Source organism: Wolbachia endosymbiont (group A) of Alloplasta piceator (assembly GCF_964028505.1).
Lineage (GTDB): Bacteria > Pseudomonadota > Alphaproteobacteria > Rickettsiales > Anaplasmataceae > Wolbachia > Wolbachia pipientis.
This window is the reverse complement of sequence record NZ_OZ034793.1, coordinates 66049-81850: the sequence shown is the minus strand read 5'-3', so window position 1 is coordinate 81850 and position 15802 is coordinate 66049. Positions and strand designations below refer to the sequence as shown.

General features: G+C 33.5%; 14 protein-coding genes and 2 pseudogenes. 9 read left to right on the top strand and 7 right to left on the bottom strand.

The window, feature by feature from the left end; all coding sequences use genetic code 11:
- Window positions 1–29: 29 nt before the first annotated feature.
- Window positions 30–836: a rhodanese-related sulfurtransferase gene (locus tag ABWU31_RS00430; protein WP_338976822.1), complete on the bottom strand. Its 807-nt coding sequence runs from the start codon at window positions 834–836 to the stop codon at window positions 30–32.
- Between the two features lie 129 nt (window positions 837–965).
- Between ABWU31_RS00430 and ABWU31_RS00425 the strand changes: the two genes are divergently transcribed.
- Window positions 966–2564, top strand: a complete 1599-nt coding sequence (locus ABWU31_RS00425; RefSeq protein ID WP_236514351.1) for an ABC transporter permease — start codon at window positions 966–968, stop codon at window positions 2562–2564.
- A gap of 10 nt (window positions 2565–2574) precedes the next feature.
- On the opposite strand, the gene ABWU31_RS00420 is transcribed toward ABWU31_RS00425, so the two are convergent.
- Both ABWU31_RS00420 and apaG read right to left on the bottom strand, forming a co-directional pair.
- The gene (locus tag ABWU31_RS00420) at window positions 2575–3480 is read right to left on the bottom strand and encodes an Rpn family recombination-promoting nuclease/putative transposase (protein ID WP_077188606.1); all 906 of its coding nucleotides are present in this window, start codon (window positions 3478–3480) and stop codon (window positions 2575–2577) included.
- Between the two features lie 177 nt (window positions 3481–3657).
- Complete coding sequence (gene apaG / locus ABWU31_RS00415) at window positions 3658–4059, bottom strand: Co2+/Mg2+ efflux protein ApaG (protein WP_179951370.1); 402 nt, start codon at window positions 4057–4059, stop codon at window positions 3658–3660.
- 99 nt (window positions 4060–4158) lie between these two features.
- On the opposite strand from apaG, the gene ABWU31_RS00410 reads away from it, so the two are divergent.
- On the top strand, window positions 4159–5223 hold the full coding sequence (locus ABWU31_RS00410) for a 5-(carboxyamino)imidazole ribonucleotide synthase (protein ID WP_006279559.1): 1065 nt from the start codon (window positions 4159–4161) through the stop codon (window positions 5221–5223).
- Between the two features lie 826 nt (window positions 5224–6049).
- Here the strand turns inward: ABWU31_RS00410 and ABWU31_RS00405 are convergent.
- A complete protein-coding gene (locus ABWU31_RS00405; protein WP_077188604.1) occupies window positions 6050–7243 on the bottom strand; it encodes a bifunctional 2-C-methyl-D-erythritol 4-phosphate cytidylyltransferase/2-C-methyl-D-erythritol 2,4-cyclodiphosphate synthase in 1194 nt (397 codons plus the stop codon).
- A gap of 263 nt (window positions 7244–7506) precedes the next feature.
- On the opposite strand from ABWU31_RS00405, the gene ABWU31_RS00400 reads away from it, so the two are divergent.
- From ABWU31_RS00400 to ABWU31_RS00375, 6 genes are all read left to right on the top strand, one after another.
- Window positions 7507–8571 carry an AI-2E family transporter gene (locus ABWU31_RS00400; protein WP_353271237.1) on the top strand — a complete coding sequence of 355 codons (1065 nt, stop codon included), beginning with the start codon at window positions 7507–7509 and terminating at the stop codon, window positions 8569–8571.
- Between the two features lie 129 nt (window positions 8572–8700).
- Entirely contained in the window at window positions 8701–9336 is a 636-nt protein-coding gene (locus tag ABWU31_RS00395) for a DnaA ATPase domain-containing protein (RefSeq protein WP_077188602.1), read from the top strand.
- Between the two features lie 365 nt (window positions 9337–9701).
- On the top strand, window positions 9702–10688 hold the full coding sequence (locus ABWU31_RS00390; protein ID WP_265023569.1) for a tyrosine recombinase: 987 nt from the start codon (window positions 9702–9704) through the stop codon (window positions 10686–10688).
- A 55-nt stretch (window positions 10689–10743) separates the two neighbouring features.
- Entirely contained in the window at window positions 10744–11469 is a 726-nt protein-coding gene (locus ABWU31_RS00385) for a lysophospholipid acyltransferase family protein (protein WP_006279235.1), read from the top strand.
- Window positions 11470–11520: 51 nt separating this feature from the next.
- Window positions 11521–11790, top strand: coding sequence for a 30S ribosomal protein S20 (gene rpsT / locus ABWU31_RS00380; protein WP_353271236.1), 270 nt, complete (start codon window positions 11521–11523; stop codon window positions 11788–11790).
- Window positions 11791–11870: 80 nt separating this feature from the next.
- A complete protein-coding gene (locus ABWU31_RS00375; protein ID WP_077188600.1) occupies window positions 11871–13121 on the top strand; it encodes a citrate synthase in 1251 nt (416 codons plus the stop codon).
- 189 nt (window positions 13122–13310) lie between these two features.
- Here ABWU31_RS00375 and ABWU31_RS00370 read toward each other — a convergent pair.
- A pseudogene (locus ABWU31_RS00370) lies at window positions 13311–13673 on the bottom strand (IS4 family transposase); the annotation flags it as partial.
- Window positions 13674–13786: 113 nt separating this feature from the next.
- Between ABWU31_RS00370 and ABWU31_RS00365 the strand changes: the two are divergent.
- Window positions 13787–14798 (top strand): IS630 family transposase gene (locus tag ABWU31_RS00365; protein ID WP_353271235.1). Its coding sequence is split into 2 segments (ribosomal slippage): window positions 13787–14248 and window positions 14250–14798, totalling 1011 coding nucleotides; the frame shifts between segments, so codons are not numbered across the junction.
- A 9-nt stretch (window positions 14799–14807) separates the two neighbouring features.
- Here ABWU31_RS00365 and ABWU31_RS00360 read toward each other — a convergent pair.
- Window positions 14808–14954 carry a hypothetical protein gene (locus ABWU31_RS00360; RefSeq protein ID WP_353271234.1) on the bottom strand — a complete coding sequence of 49 codons (147 nt, stop codon included), beginning with the start codon at window positions 14952–14954 and terminating at the stop codon, window positions 14808–14810.
- Window positions 14947–15769, bottom strand: a pseudogene (locus tag ABWU31_RS00355) (IS5 family transposase). Before ABWU31_RS00355 ends, ABWU31_RS00360 begins: the two are co-directional and overlap by 8 nt.
- Window positions 15770–15802: the final 33 nt, after the last annotated feature.

The following is a 15802-nucleotide window of genomic DNA, read 5'->3' as shown; positions in this document are numbered from 1 at the left end:
AATTCTAGTACAGGAGCTTTTTTCTAATGCTAAAGTTTACAGTTGAAACAAACCACTTGGCCACGTGGAACTGATTTCAGTTTATCAGTTGAAACTTGATTTGAGCAGAATATGCATTTTATTGTGTTGCTTGGAGTAAGTGAGTTATCAACAGCAATTCTATCATCAAAAACAAAACATTCTCCTTTCCAATTACCATTTTTATTATCAGTTTTTTCAAGGTAAGAAAGAATGCCGCCTTTAAGATGGTAAACATCACTAAATCCAAGGCTTTTCATATATGCTGTAGATTTTTCGCATCTAATCCCACCAGTGCAGTACATAGCCACTTTCAGGTCTTTACTCTCAGAAAATGACTCTGTCCACTGAGGAAACTCACGGAAACATTGTGTGTGTGGATTAATTGCATTCTTAAACTTGCCTAATTTCACTTCATACTCATTTCGTGTATCTATTACTAAAACGTCAGGTTGAGAAGTAAAATCATCCCAATGCTCTGGATCAACATATTTACCCTTAAGGGAAATATCAAGATTGCCTACACCAAGATTCACAATCTCTCTTTTTAATTTTACCTTCATCTTGCTAAATGGTTGATATTCTGCTGCACTCTCTTTCCATGTAAGGTCCCTTAGCCTATAATCAGAACGTAGAAAATCGAATATTTTATCAATCGCGTTTCTTTCACCAGATACGGTTGCATTAATACCCTCTTCTGCAAGGAGTATAGTACCCTTTAATTCAATGTTGTCGCATGCAGTTTTTATTTCGTCTTTCATGTCATAATAATTAGAGAGTTCTACAAAGTGATAGAAAGTTGCAATGACGAAGCTCATGATTATTCACTTATCAACTAAAAACATGATATACAAAATTATAAAGATATTCAATAGTACGGCTGTTAATTACTGGATATCTTTAGTTTTTACATATAACATTTTAATATCAAATATAGATCCAAATTAATGTTTTTGAGAGTATTTAAAAATATATTCTTATTTTCAGTAAGTATATTATTCGTCTGTCCTATACTATCGTTAATATCGATTCTATTTACAGAATCAGCAAATTCTGGATGGGTAATCAGCACACTTTTCCCTGAATATATACTGAATACGTTAATTTTGATGATAGGAGTGGGGGGAATATCCTTTATATTTGGAGTAATTCCAGCTTGGCTTACCACATTTTTTTCATTTCCTGGAAGTAAAATTTTTGAGATTGCTTTGTTCTTTCCAATATCGATTCCTGGATATATAGTAGCGTTCGTCTATGTAAATACACTAGAGTTTTCAGGTCCGGTGCAGAGCTCATTAAGAGACATTTTAGAGTGGAGCAAAGGTGACTATTGGTTTCCTGAAATAAAATCCCTAGGTGGTGGAATATTAGTAATGGGATTCAGCCTATATCCATACGTTTATATGTTAGTCCGCTCAAGTCTAAAGAATGTTAGTAACTCAGTCACTATTGCGTCAACACTTGGGTTCTCCTCATTGAAGAGCCTGTTTTCTGTCATCATACCCTCCATACGCCCATCAATTATAGCTGGGTTGTCTTTGGTACTAATGGAAGTAATTACAGATTTCGGCACACCACAGTTTCTTGCTATCGATACTTTTACGACAGGAATATATCGCACCTGGTTTTTACTGCATGACAAATATTCAACTACTGTTTTAGCAGTTGCAGAGTTGATTTTCGTTGCAACACTAATAGCTATCGAAAAAAAACTACAAAAAAAAGGAATATCCTACTCTTCAATCAATACCAATTCAGATTATCACAACAAACGGAGTATAAGTGGCGCTATACCGTTGATCTTTGCTTATCTTATGTGTGTATTGCCGATATTAATAGGTTTTATTTTGCCAATGATTCCGCTCATATATTGGAGCATAGAGAAGGGGTTTTTCATATACGAAGCAAGATTCTATAACATAATAGCAAATAGCATTAGTTTATCATTTATCACCGCATTAATCTCAATTAGCATTGCAATAATGATTGGATATACGGCGCGTAAAAATAAGGTAATCAACAATATAGCGCGTCTCATTTCTTTAGGCTACGCAATTCCAAATGCAATTATCGCAATTAGTATAATAATATTTTTAAGCAGAATATCCTCTTTCATTACTCAATATGTTGTGGAAATTAGCTTAGTAGGAACTATTGGCGCATTAGTTTACTCATATTTATTCCGTTTTTTTGCTATATCTTTCAAGGCGGTAGAGTCAGGGCTCAAAAAAACACCAAATGAAATTGAGTGGACTGCATATACTATGGGTCATGGACCTATTTCCACATGTTTGAATGTTCATATCCCTCTCATCAAGAAGAGTATATTATCGGGATTTTTGCTCGTATTTATGGATACTATCAAAGAGCTCACAGCAACACTTATTATAAGACCATTTAATTTTGAAACTATATCAACTAGAATATATGAACTTGTAAGCGATGAGCGCTATAGAGAAGCTGCCCCATTTTCGTTAATAATAGTTATAATAGGCTTAATCTCTACAATAACCTTATTTACACTTGATGATAAGGATAAAAAATAAACGTAACTGTTCACAGATTTCCACTTAATTCTTCAATCTCACTAATAGAAAGGCCAGTAAACTTAACAATAGTGTTGACATCAACATTATTAGCCAGCATTGCTTTTGCGACTTCAATTTTCCCTTCAATTTTCCCTTCAATTTTCCCTTTCTCTATACCTTTTTGTATACCTTTCTCTTCAGCAAGATCAAGTCTGTATTCAAGAATAGCTTCTTCTTTGCGTAGATCCATTATCCTTTCTTCATAGGCTACTAAATCTTTTTCGTTCCAACGAAACTTGTCTAATTCATCATATGCTAGCTTTATTATTGGCGCTTTTTCTGCTATCTCTTTTAAGTCCTCTTCTGTTGTTTCTTCTGCGTATTTAAAAAAGAAACACCACCTTTCTACTATACTTTCTAACTGCTCTACTTTATTTTTTGCGAATTTAGGCAACTCAATAAAGACAAACTGAAAATCTTTTAAGTAATGGCCGTTAGTTTTTATATCACGTATATTGTGAGTAGAAATATAATCAACTTCTTCAGGAAGTAAGTTACAATTTGATATAGCAATAAAGAAGACTTTCTTTAAATCAATGTAGTTGCCAGATTTATCTAATTGTCTTGAGTAGGCTTTAGCGGCATATAATTGAGCGCGTTTTTCGAAGCCCTTGTCTCTAGCGAGCTGCATTTCTGCTATATATCTATTTCCGTGAGAATCCTTGCAGAGAACATCAACAATACTTTGTTTATCAGAGGCAACTTCGGGATCCATAATAGTGCTAAGAAACTCAACTTCTTGTATTGCATTTATCTCAGTAAACCCTAAAATATCGTTCAAAAAGTGGATCAGGATATTCTTATTTTTTTCCGTTCCAAAGATTTTTTTGAAACACAAATCATTGCGAGGATCGAGAAATTTTGAAAGAGCCATGGCAAAAATGCTTGAAAATATTAATAATTATACACTATTATTAACAATTATTCAACCATATTTTTGAAGATAGCTAGTTTCTGTATTTATTTTAAATTGAAGAAAGCTCAAATGAAAGATCGTGCTTTGCTAAAAATCACAGAATGCAGTCTGGTTACAAATAAACTATTTTGACAGTTAATGGGGTCTAGTTTTGATGTATGGACTATCCAAAGAAAAGGGTGGTATCATAACTTCAAAAACTTTTATGCTTTCTTCATTCAGAAATTCATACTTACCCTGCATTATTCCTGACGGTACATTTAAGTATGTTCCACTTGTGTATTTAAATACCTCTCCAGATTTTATCACAGGCTGTTCTCCGATAACACCAACTCCGGCAATTTCATTTACTTTGCCCTTATAATCTATTATTTGCCAATGACGACTTAACAATTGAATAGTTGATTGGCTTTTGTTTTTTATCTTAACGTTATACATCCATACATAGCAATTTTCATAAGGAATGGATTGCTCTTCAATGTAAATTGGTAAAACTGTAACTTCAACAAAGTTGGTAGTCAATGTGTATTCTAGAATCATTATAGAATATTCATGATAAAAAGATAATATTCTAATTATATGCTTTTTTCATAGATTTTTCAAGTATACTTTAATTAGGAAATATCAATTTATAGTATGAACGAACCAGATGCGCTTAGCAAAAAAGTAATAGGAATAATAGGTGGTGGACAATTAGGTAAAATGACTGCTATCGCTGCAACAAAACTTGGACAAAAAACACATGTTTTTGCCAGTGCTAAAGACGATCCGGCTTGCTCTGTTGCTGATGATTTCACAATAGCAGATTTCTCTGATAAGAAAGCTCTTGAATCTTTTGCACAGAGTGTGGATTTAGTTACTATTGAGTCTGAAAATATTCCATGTAGTGCAATTGATATCGATGTAAATTTTTATCCGGGTAAAAAAGCGTTACACATTTCGCAGAACAGACTGAGAGAAAAGGATTTTATTAAAAACTTGGGTATAAAAACTGCTAACTATAAGAGTATACAAAATTATAATGAGCTACTGAAAAGCAGTAGAGCTTTTGGCTATCCAATAAGGCTGAAAACAACAGAAATGGGTTACGATGGAAAAGGACAATATGTGCTTGAGAATGATTCTGAAGTGAAGCAATTTGCTTCCTTTGATTGGAATACAGAGTACATTCTTGAAGCAAGTGTTGATTTACTGAAAGAGGTTTCAATAGTCGTTGCAAGAGATAAAAACTGTAAAGTAGCTTTTTTTCCTATAGCAGAAAATTACCACGTTGATGGAATACTTGATACTTCAACAGTGCCAGCTAAAATAGATAGCAAATTAACTCAAGAGGTACAACGAGCTGCAAAGAAAATAGCAAATGCGCTTGATGTAATAGGAATTCTGGCTATTGAATTTTTTGTTACTAAAGATAACGAATTGTTAGTTAATGAACTAGCTCCCAGACCTCACAATTCTTGCCACTGGAGCTTGGATGCATGTAACGTTAGTCAATTTGAACAGCTAGTTAGGATAATATGCGGGTTACCTATGCAGGAAGTAGTATTACGCTTTCCTTGTATGACGAAAAATATAATAGGTAATGATATATATGATTCTCATAAGTATTTGAGCAACGAAAAAGCTAGTTTAACCATATATGGGAAAAAAGAGGTTAGGGATAAGCGTAAAATGGGACATGTCAATATAGATTTAAGTTAACAGTTTTTCTACGTCATACCGCCACAACTGTACGAACATTGTGATATGATGAGATGTTACATAGTAAACGGTGTCATTCTAGCACCTCTTTTCCCGTCATCCCGCTGCTTGTTAGCGGGATCTCATTTCACTTTGTGAAGGTGTCATCCGAGTAGCCTGACTACTTGGATCCAGGAATTTTATTAAGTTGGTAAGCATAAAAGTGGCTGATCTTATGTTAAAACACAACGTTCTTGATGAGATTACAGCAAGGCTGGGTTCCAGCGTCAGCTACTTGAATGACAGCAGTCCTACGTCATGCCGCCGCGGTATCTCTAGATCCCGCTAACAAGTAGCGGGATGACGATTGTCGTTTAGCCATAAATATTAAGAAATTTACCAAATAAAAAAAAGGCAAAAGAAGCCCCGTGGTGGTTGGCTATTTACTATGTACTAAAATATCGGCGTTTTTTTTATTCTAAAACGCTTGACTAAGAGCGATTTAGCTGCTTTTAACTTGCAACTAACCTACACCGCAAGTGTTTAAGAAATTTACTAAGCAGGAAAAAAGGCAAAGAAACCCCGTAGTAGCTAGCATTCCAATTCTCCCTTGTCAATTTGACGTTTTTTGCTTTCTTAAACGCTTTGTAAGCGCGTTTCGGCTTATATAGGTAAAAACCCAGAAATTTTTAAAGACATGCGACGCACGTAGTGCGAAAAATTAAACATGAGACGCCAAATACCCTAAGTTTTTTGTCATTAACCTGCACAGATTGCGAAGATAAATAAATAGCTTCAGTTTTATGATAAGGGAGCTGGCGAGGCTTGTCAAGGAAGTTTTTCGTTTCTATTCCCAATAAAAGTTTGTATGCAATAACACAGAAGCATGCACTGCTATTCCTTCATTTCTTCCAATATAACCTAATTTCTCTGCAGTGGTTGCTTTGATATTTACAAATTCATCATCAATTTCTAATGCTTTTGATATGAATTTCTTCATTTCTACTTTGTAAGGCGATATTTTAGGCTCTTCACAAACTATAGTAATATCTAAATTAGACACGCTGTACCCTTTTTCTTTTGCTTTTTTAGCAGCAAAGTCAAGAAAGTGAGATGAATTGCAATCTTTCCATTCAGAGGAACTAGGAGGAAAGTGCTCTCCTATGTCGCCACATCCCAGTGCTCCGAGTATTGCATCAACGATTGCATGTATTGCAACATCACCATCAGAGTGCGCTTCTATTGCCATGTTGTGTTCAATTTTCACACCGCAAATTTTTATAAAGCTTTCAGCACCATTTTGAACTTTAATGAACTTATGTATATCATAACCGGCTCCGACACGAAATTTTGGCTCTTCAAAAAGAAGCTTTGCCATATTGATATCCTCTTTTGTGGTTAACTTAAAATTGCTTTTCTCACCTTTAATAATCGCAACATGTTTTTTGTGCTCTACCATTAGTGATGAATCGTCAGTAAATTCTTTGACTGATTGATGGCATGATAATAATTCTTTGAAATTAAAAATTTGAGGGGTTTGTATGGCTCTGAGCTTTCCTCTTGAAATCGTAGATTCAATAAAACTATTACTCACCAATGACATAGTGTCTTCAACTTCTATTGCTGGAACTACTCCTGTATATTGATCATTAATCATAGATTCAACCAAGTTATCTATCAGAACATCTGACACAAAAGGCCTACAAGCATCGTGTATAACTACAAAATCTGGGTTAACTTTTTGTAAGCTTTCAAGCCCTAGTTTAACTGAACTTTGCCTGTTTTCTCCTCCGTATACAGGGCTTAGTAATTTAGTGTCTGTAATTAGTGATATAGCTTTCTCATAGAAACTTTCATGGTCTCTATTAATTGCTATTCTTATGTAATCTATATATTGGTTAGCCAGAAATCTTTTAATTGTATGAAATAAAACAGATTTACCTGCCAGTTTTATATATTGCTTAGGAATCGTAGAATTGCATCTACTGCCTACTCCCGCTGCAACTATTAATGCTGCTATTTTGTATTTCTTAGCGCACATATTTCTTTTTGTAGAAGCTTTCCTCTCTATCCAAGATTCTTTCCGAAAAATAAAATTTCTGACATCATATAAAAGTTACTTCCCCTATTAACTAGCATAATTATAATAGCAAAAGAGATATTTAGAGAGCTCAAAATCTATCTTTGCCTGCGGATTAAACAACTAAATTTTAGTAAAAAACGATAGTATTACAAATCGTAAAATACTTTCAACATAGGAAAAATAAATTGCATATTTTTCAGTAAATTAGCTATGCTAAACACATGCAAAAACGTCATATAACTATTTGTTTCATACTGCTTTTTATAATAGGGATGTTATTCCTGATGCGTACTATGATTTTTCCATGTTTAATATCTATTATTATTGCATATTTGTTTAATCCGCTAGTAATTAAGTTTGAAAAGTATAGAATACCACGTTCATGTTCTGTAATTTTTATAATACTTGTTTTATTAATAGCTTTTATACTAGTCATAACATTTGTTTTACCTATTATATATGCTCAAATTACTTCAATATTAAATTTCTTAGTGAGTAAAGTGCCTTCATTAGAGCTTAAAGTAATCCCCTCTGTATTAGAATTTCTTAATATAAAAATCGAGGATAGCTTATTTGATCACTTATCTAAAAATCTAGCAGAAAATTACAGCAACTATGTATCTTATTTCATGAATGCTCTTGATATTGCTAGTAACTTTATAATCCAAGTGTTAAGTTCAAGCTTTAACACGGTATCATTAATGGTGATTACTCCTGTAGTGTTTTTCTATATATTACGTGATTGGCCTTTAATTATAGAAAAAGCTAATAAATTAATCCCTATTCCTTACAGGGGAAAAATTGCAGATTATTTTTTCAAAGTGGATTTCATTATATCTAATTATCTAAAGGGGCAGGTAAATGTATGTATTGTCATGATGATCTTTTACTCTGTAAGCCTGAGCATAATCGGATTGAAACACTCTATTGTTATTGGAATTTTATCAGGAATGTTAACGTTCATACCTTACGTAGGGCCATTATTATATACCATTATTGGGTTTTTGAGCGCTATCACTCAATTTAGTGGATGGTTTGAAAGTGCTGCTGTTTTGCTATTATTTGGTGTTGGGCAATTAATAGATTCAAACATATTAGTTCCTTTATTAATAGGAAAAAAAGTTCATATACATCCAACTGTAATTATTCTGGGAATTACTATATGCGCTTCATATTTTGGATTTATAGGTATATTACTTTTTATTCCAATAATAGCAATGTTCAATGTATCAGTAGAATATGCAATCAATAAATATTTTAAAAGTGAGCTTTATAAAAACGGCTAACAGACCTTTTGCATAATCAATTTATGGTAAGAGGAGAAATGAGCCCAGAATACCTGACACATTTGAGGAGCGTAAGTAAATTTCTGCGCAAAAATTACTACCAGAAAGAGGTTACGTAAGAGGTTCAACGTGCAATTAAATTTATTTAACAACAATCAAGCTGATTATAGTCGGCAGAATTACATCGTCTTAGATGAAAATAAGCACGTGTATAATTCGGTAGTTAATGATTTATCTTGGAAATGTCTGATTCTTTTTGGACCTAAAAGCTCCGGTAAAACTCATCTTGCTCATATTTGGCAATCAATAAACGATGCAATTTTTATCAATGTGAATAACTTCGTAAGCGAGATTAGGTATAGCGATGCTTTTATTTTAGAAGACGTACAAAACATTAAAGATGAAGCAATGTTATTACATTGTTACAATTACATGAAAGAAAGTGACAAGAGGCTGCTAATCACTTCTTCAATTTCACCAAAAAAGCTTAACTTCAAATTAAGAGATTTAAGTTCTCGAATATTATCAACTATCAGCGTAAAAATTTTGCCTGCAAGCGAGGAATTATTAAGAATTATGCTAATAAAACGATTTTCAGATAAACAGTTAAAAATTGATTTAAAAGTGATTAATTATATTTTAGCAAGAATAGAACGTTCTTTCTATAGCATTGATAAAATTATAGAGAAGATAGATAATGAATCTATAGGGTCGAATGTGACCGTTCCTTTTATTAGCACTTTATTAAAAAAAGATGCCATTTGATTTCTTCTTTTGTAAAGGTGTATATTAAAAATTTATTAACACCCATAACACTAACGTAATTGAAATCTCTATCTGTCCATGTTAGAATTATAATCAATGTTATGTTATAATAAATATAGATAGATACAGCTAAGAAGTATTCTATATTTATAGTAGAGCTCACTTTATAAGGTGTTTTTTATAGATTTAACGTTATAATTTAACTATGATAAGAGTAAGATTAAATTTAAGAAAAAGGTTAAAGCAAAAGTTTGTGATGTTCACTCTATTGATAAATGCTTTATTTGTCTCATATTTTCTCATAAGAAACACAGGGAACACTTCTAATCAAATTATAGCCAAAGAAATAAATATAGGAGCTGATAATGAAAAATAAACAGTCGCAAAATAAAAAAGAAAATCTTTACATAACATATTACATAGATGCTTTAGCTTCAGAGAGGTCCGCTACACAAAATACTCTGGAAAGTTATCGTTCGGATTTACACCAGTTTGAAGAATTTTTATTGGAAAGCGGCACTACCTTGGTTGGTGTAAACAAAACCAATATTAAAGATTATGTGAAATCTTTATGTACACAAAAAAAATATAAAAGTAGCTCTATATCAAGAAAAATATCCGCTATGAAAAATTTCTATAAGTGTCTATTTAATGACGGAATAATAGATTTTAATCCAGCGCCGGCTAATGATGCTGAATTAAAGAATCCAAAAGTTTCTCGTCCTTTGCCTAAGTATTTAAGTGTCGAAGAAATATTTTTGCTAATGGACGCAGTGAGAAAATCAGCAAGCGAATCGAATAAAGAGATAAGCAGTAAAAGGCTATGTGCGATTTTAGATATCCTTTACTCTTCTGGAATGCGTGTTTCTGAACTAATTAGTATGAAATTATGTGAAGTGTCGCATTTAATAAACAGTAATAACAAAGAATGCTATATAATAATAAAAGGAAAAAGTGGTAGAGAGAGGCAAATTCTTTTTAATGAACAAGCATTGCAGAGCCTTAGAAATTATTTATCAGTTCGTGACAATCTGCTCTCTAACAGAAAGGAGTCTGATTGGCTATTCCCAGGTGATAAACCTAATAAACCAATTACAAGGCAGAGGGTCGGTCAATTAATGAAGGAGTTAGCAAGAAAATGCAATATTGATGAAAATAAGATCTCTCCACACGTGATTAGGCATTCTTTTGCTACCCATCTACTGGATAGCGGAGCAAATATTGTGTTGATACAGAAAGTTCTTGGCCATACTAACCTTTCTACAACACAAATATATACTCATATTGCTAACGAAAAGTTAAAGGACAAATTAGCTGATTCGCATCCTATTACTCAGATGATCAATAATTAAATTTATTGTTTTTAATTTGTAATAAAGTTAAATTTAAATAAATTTATGTGAGTTTGTGATTTCAAGTTTATTGTTTAATTTCTTTCTTATATTATGGGAGGTATTCTATACTTTCATTACTCTCCCTGTAATTTTCTTTTCTGAGTGTGTAATAACCATTTTCCTCGTCTGTTCGGTGAGAGTTGTATTATTCATGCTGCGTTTATTATGTGGCATTAAATATGAAGTGAGGGGAATGGAAAACATCCCTAAGCAACCTTTTATCATTGCATCTAAACACCAATCTCCATTTGAAACATTTATTTTTATACTACTATTTAGAAAAGCGGTTTTTATTTTAAAACGTGAATTGAAATGGATTCCATTCATTGGTTTGCATCTTATAGCGCTGAAAATGATTTTTATTAACCGTTCAGATGGTATCAGTTCTATACGCCATATAATCAAACTAGCAAAAATGCGTATAAAAGAAAATAGAAGCATAATAATATTTCCTGAAGGTACAAGAACAACTATAAACCAAAATATAAAATATCAACCAGGTATTGCTGCTTTATATAGCGTATTATCTGTTCCTGTGTTACCGGTTGCTTTAAACACTGGTTTGTTTTGGCCAAAAAGCATACTTTCTCTGAGAAAAAATCCCGGAAAGGCAGTAATAGAAATATTGCCCCCAATATATTCTGGGTTAAACAAAAATGAATTCTTGCAAAGTTTAGAAAAAATTATTGAAGAGAGAAGCAGTAGATTAACCATAGAAAAAACTGATATTGCAAATTAACAAAAAAACTTTATAATTAAAAGGAAAGTACAGTATTTTAGGTATTAATATATGGCAAATCATAAGAGTGCTAAAAAAATGATAAAGGTAATAGCAAAACGCACTTTAATAAATAAGATGCGGAAAAGTAAAACTCGCACCGCTATTAGAAAATTGGTTGATATAATCAAGTCTGGCGACAAAGAAAATGTTGTTCTGGCATTTCGGAATGCTGAATCTAATTTACACAAGTGTGTGAATAAAGGTGTTATTCATGGGAATACTGCTGCGCGTAAAATAAGTCGCTTAAATGCAAAAGTAAAAGCATTGATGACCGCTTAATACGGTTAATGTAAAGTTAACTGTATTAATATATACTCCTCAGTTTGTATATTCTGTATAAAATTTAAGTAGCTTAAGTAATGGATAAAAAAGTGCTATTAGAACTAAGTAATGGATTAAAAATCGAGCTACCTGTATTAAGCGGAACAACAGGTCCTGATGTGTTAAATATCAAGGATTTATATAAGATGACAGGATTATTCACTTACGATCCAGGGTTTGTTTCTACAGCTTCATGCTCTTCTACAATTACATTCATTGATGGAGATGAAGGAGTTCTTAAATATAGGGGACATAATATAGCTGATTTGGCAGAGAATAATAATTTTACTGCTGTGATTTATTTATTGCTCTATGGTGAATTACCCAGTTCAGAGCAACACAAAAAATTTCTTCTCAAAATACAAGAATCATCCAAAGTATCAGAGCAAGTTACAAATGTAATTAAAGCATTTCCAAAAACTGCTCACCCTATGTCAATCTTAGTTGCATGTTTTGCAAGTTTGTCAGCATCTTACCATGAAAAGCATGGCAACAATATCAATGGTGAAGATCTAGATTTTGGAATTTCTGCAATAGCGCAAGTTTCCACAATTATTGCAATGATTTATAGGCATATCAACAATCAGGAATTCATAAATGCTAACAATGAATTAAGTTACAGTGAAAATTTCTTAAAGATGATATTTGGCGATGCTGTTGATAATGATAAAAGCACCCTTTTTGCAAAAGCTCTGGATAAAATATTTACTCTCCATGCTGATCATGAACAGAATGCTTCTACGGCGGCTGTCAGATTGGTGGGATCGGCTGGTTCTAATCTGTTTGCAAGCCTCTCTGCAGGAGTTGCTACACTTTGGGGACCAGCACATGGTGGAGCTAATGAGGCAGTTATAAATATGCTAAAAGAGATAGAGCAAAGTGGAGATATAGATAAATTCATCGAAAAAGCTAAAGATGATAAAGATCCATTTAAATTGATGGGATTTGGACATCGTGTTTATAAAAATTATGATCCGCGCGCGCGTATATTGAAAGGCGCTTGCCATGAGGTTCTAAGTAAACTAGAACAAAATAATGAACTGCTTAAAATTGCAAAAAAACTTGAAGAAATAGCTTTAAAGGATGAATATTTTATTGTGCGTAAGTTATATCCAAATGTTGATTTTTACTCAGGTATAATAATGAATGCTATCGATATTCCCTCAAATATGTTCACGCCTATTTTTGCACTTGCAAGAACCACTGGTTGGGTTACTCAGTGGTATGAAATGATAAATGATAAAGAAACTAAGATCTGTAGACCAAGGCAACTCTATTTTGGTAAATAAATTTATTTTCACTTCATTAGACTTCTTGCATAACCCAAACTAAGTAGAAAAAAGGTGTCATCCGAGTAGCTGACACTGGTTCCTTTACGACGGAAGTGTCCAGAGGTGTCATTCCAGTCTGGAATCCAAAAAAAAGGATGGTGTCATTCCGTATCCGTTCAGCCAATGGCGTCAACTTAAGAACTTTCATTAGCAAACTCTCCTAAAGACATGATGGCGTTTAGGCTTATCTACTTTATTGCGGCTGTCCCGGTCGGATTTTAACTTTAGCGCGTATACTTAAAAAGGGCTTGAAAGTTTTTTGGTGCAATAAGTACCTGATAGAGTTTCTGTCTCATTACACTAAATAAAACTGAAAAATTTAAACGATACTCAGTAATTTGATCTGGGTTCCAAGGCCCTTGTGCATCACATATATGAAGCGATAATATATTGCACATGACCAAGTTTGCCCAAAATTCTTGTAATACAGCCTCTCCAGAAAAATTCTCTAACTCTGCTCCTACTTTGAGTCGTTTCCTCTATGTGCCACCTTAACACATAAGCTTTGCTCCAAAGTCTCGGTCAAAAACTCTGTTTCTCATACCAATTCCCATTACAGGGCAAACAGATGGACAATGATGGAAGAAAAGCCATACTGAAGTAAGTAAAATAGCGAGGTTTAAATGGCATTAAGATCAAAATTATTGGATGAAAAAGTAGTAGAATCAGCAAAAGAAATGCTGAAGAAAGTAAGGAATAATGCATATGTTTCAAAAAAACTAAATGCTGTAATTGCAGCAAAAAAGTACAGTATAACGGCTGTAGCAAAAATATATTGCATTTCAAGAAGCGCACTAACTTCGTGGGTAAAACTCTTGAAAATTGGCAGAGAAGAAAAACTGTTTGCTCCTTCACAACGTCGTAGAAAAACTAAATTAAATCAGGCTCAACTACAGCAAATTGAAGAGTGGATAGAAGAAAATCCTAATATCACCATTAAAGAAATGAGAATAAGAATCCAGGAAAAGTTCGGATTAAATATCAGCAAATCTACAGTACACCGCCATATGCAAAAGATGAAATTCTCATATATTACACCAAGACCAGTTCATAATGGACAAGATAAAAGCAAACAAGAGGAATTCAAAAAAAAATCTCAATGGAGCTATTAGCAAGTATCCAGAAAAAGAGCTATTTTTCTTTGATGAATCACGGTTTGGCACACATTCAAAAGTTGGACATGGGTGGTTTAAAAAGGGGATTAGAGCACAGGTTAAAACAAAATTAGGTAGGCAAAATTTCTATCTCTATAGTGCAGTTAATCCTAGAAATGGAGAGAGTTCTAGCTTATTTGCACCAAATGTCAACACTGATTGCATGAACATATTTCTTGAGCAAATTTCGCAATATCTAGAAACACGAGAGGCTTTTCTCGTTATGGACTGTGCTAGTTGGCATAGGTCAAAAAATTTAAAGGTACCTAAAAATATCGACATTATATACCTACCTCCATACTCACCTGAGCTAAATCCTGTTGAGAGGCTTTGGTTATATATAAAACAGAACATTTTGCGCAATAAAATATACGATACAATTGCTCTACTTGAGGGTGCTTTGTGCAAATTTATTACTTCTCTTGCCAGCTCCACAATTAAACAACTCTGCAATGTTTCCTATTTGACTGGACAACAATGAGAATTGGTATCAGTTGGCTAATGTCAGCACTATAACTCTTACTTTCTGTCCTTTCATTTTATTTTTTAGCTTTTCATTTTCTAATATAAAATCAAAATCTAATGCGCCAGCGTTCCCATAGCTTAGAGGTTGTCCACAAACCAGTAAATCAAGCATATTCCCTACTTAACATAACTTTACTCATAGCCAGATATATGAAACTTTCAGTAGATGTTGTAAGTAAATCGTACTCCTTTGATAGCCTTCTATTTCTATTGATCCAAGCAAAAGTCCTCTCTACCACCCACCTTCTCGGCTGTACTGAAAATCCAGGATCCCGTTGTGGCAATAGTTCTAGTGGTGTATCTTTATGCACCCAAAACCTACATGGAGGCCTTTTGACAATTTCAATATCTATCCCATATTCTCTCTTTACGTAATCCTTTAAATCTTTTCCTTGGTATCCCATATCAGCCCACATTTTCTTAATATTGCTGTATTTTTCCTTCATATTGTCCAATGCCATCTTCACCCCATCTCTGTCATTTTCGCTTGCAGCTCCTACATAGCAACCAAGCACAAATCCTTGAGTATCTGTGATTATATGTCTTTTTCTCCCCTTTACCTTTTTCGCACCATCATAACCTTTGCCCCCCCTTTTTCCGTGGTTTTTACCGATTGACTGTCCACTATGCATGCGCTCGGCTTCCCATTTTTGACCTACTATATTTAGTGATATCATAGTTCATTTTCTCAAAAATTCCCTGCTTTTTCCATCTTCTAAACTGTTCATGCACAGCCTTCCACGGCGGAAAATCGTGTGGTAAATAGCGCCATTGACATCCTGTGCGCAGTATATAAAGAATTGCATTTACTATCTCACACTTACTGTATTTTGGTGGCCTTCCTCCTTTCTTGTACGATACTCTGAAGTGTTTTTCTATTCTTGCCCATTCCCTTTTACTTAAATCTGTTGGATATTTTTTCCTCATCTCTTACCTCAATATTCTTTCTTTATATACTAC

Excerpts from the sequence above, each read along its gene's own strand:
- ABWU31_RS00390 (WP_265023569.1), top strand. The coding sequence starts at position 9,702 with ATGAAAAATAAACAGTCGCAAAATAAAAAAGAAAATCTTTACATAACA.
- ABWU31_RS00425 (WP_236514351.1), top strand. The coding sequence starts at position 966 with ATGTTTTTGAGAGTATTTAAAAATATATTCTTATTTTCAGTAAGTATA.
- ABWU31_RS00360 (WP_353271234.1), bottom strand. The coding sequence starts at position 14,954 with ATGCTTGATTTACTGGTTTGTGGACAACCTCTAAGCTATGGGAACGCT.
- ABWU31_RS00405 (WP_077188604.1), bottom strand. The coding sequence starts at position 7,243 with ATGTGCGCTAAGAAATACAAAATAGCAGCATTAATAGTTGCAGCGGGA.
- ABWU31_RS00400 (WP_353271237.1), top strand. The coding sequence starts at position 7,507 with ATGCAAAAACGTCATATAACTATTTGTTTCATACTGCTTTTTATAATA.
- ABWU31_RS00430 (WP_338976822.1), bottom strand. The coding sequence starts at position 836 with ATGAGCTTCGTCATTGCAACTTTCTATCACTTTGTAGAACTCTCTAAT.
- ABWU31_RS00410 (WP_006279559.1), top strand. The coding sequence starts at position 4,159 with ATGAACGAACCAGATGCGCTTAGCAAAAAAGTAATAGGAATAATAGGT.
- ABWU31_RS00420 (WP_077188606.1), bottom strand. The coding sequence starts at position 3,480 with ATGGCTCTTTCAAAATTTCTCGATCCTCGCAATGATTTGTGTTTCAAA.
- rpsT (WP_353271236.1), top strand. The coding sequence starts at position 11,521 with ATGGCAAATCATAAGAGTGCTAAAAAAATGATAAAGGTAATAGCAAAA.
- ABWU31_RS00375 (WP_077188600.1), top strand. The coding sequence starts at position 11,871 with ATGGATAAAAAAGTGCTATTAGAACTAAGTAATGGATTAAAAATCGAG.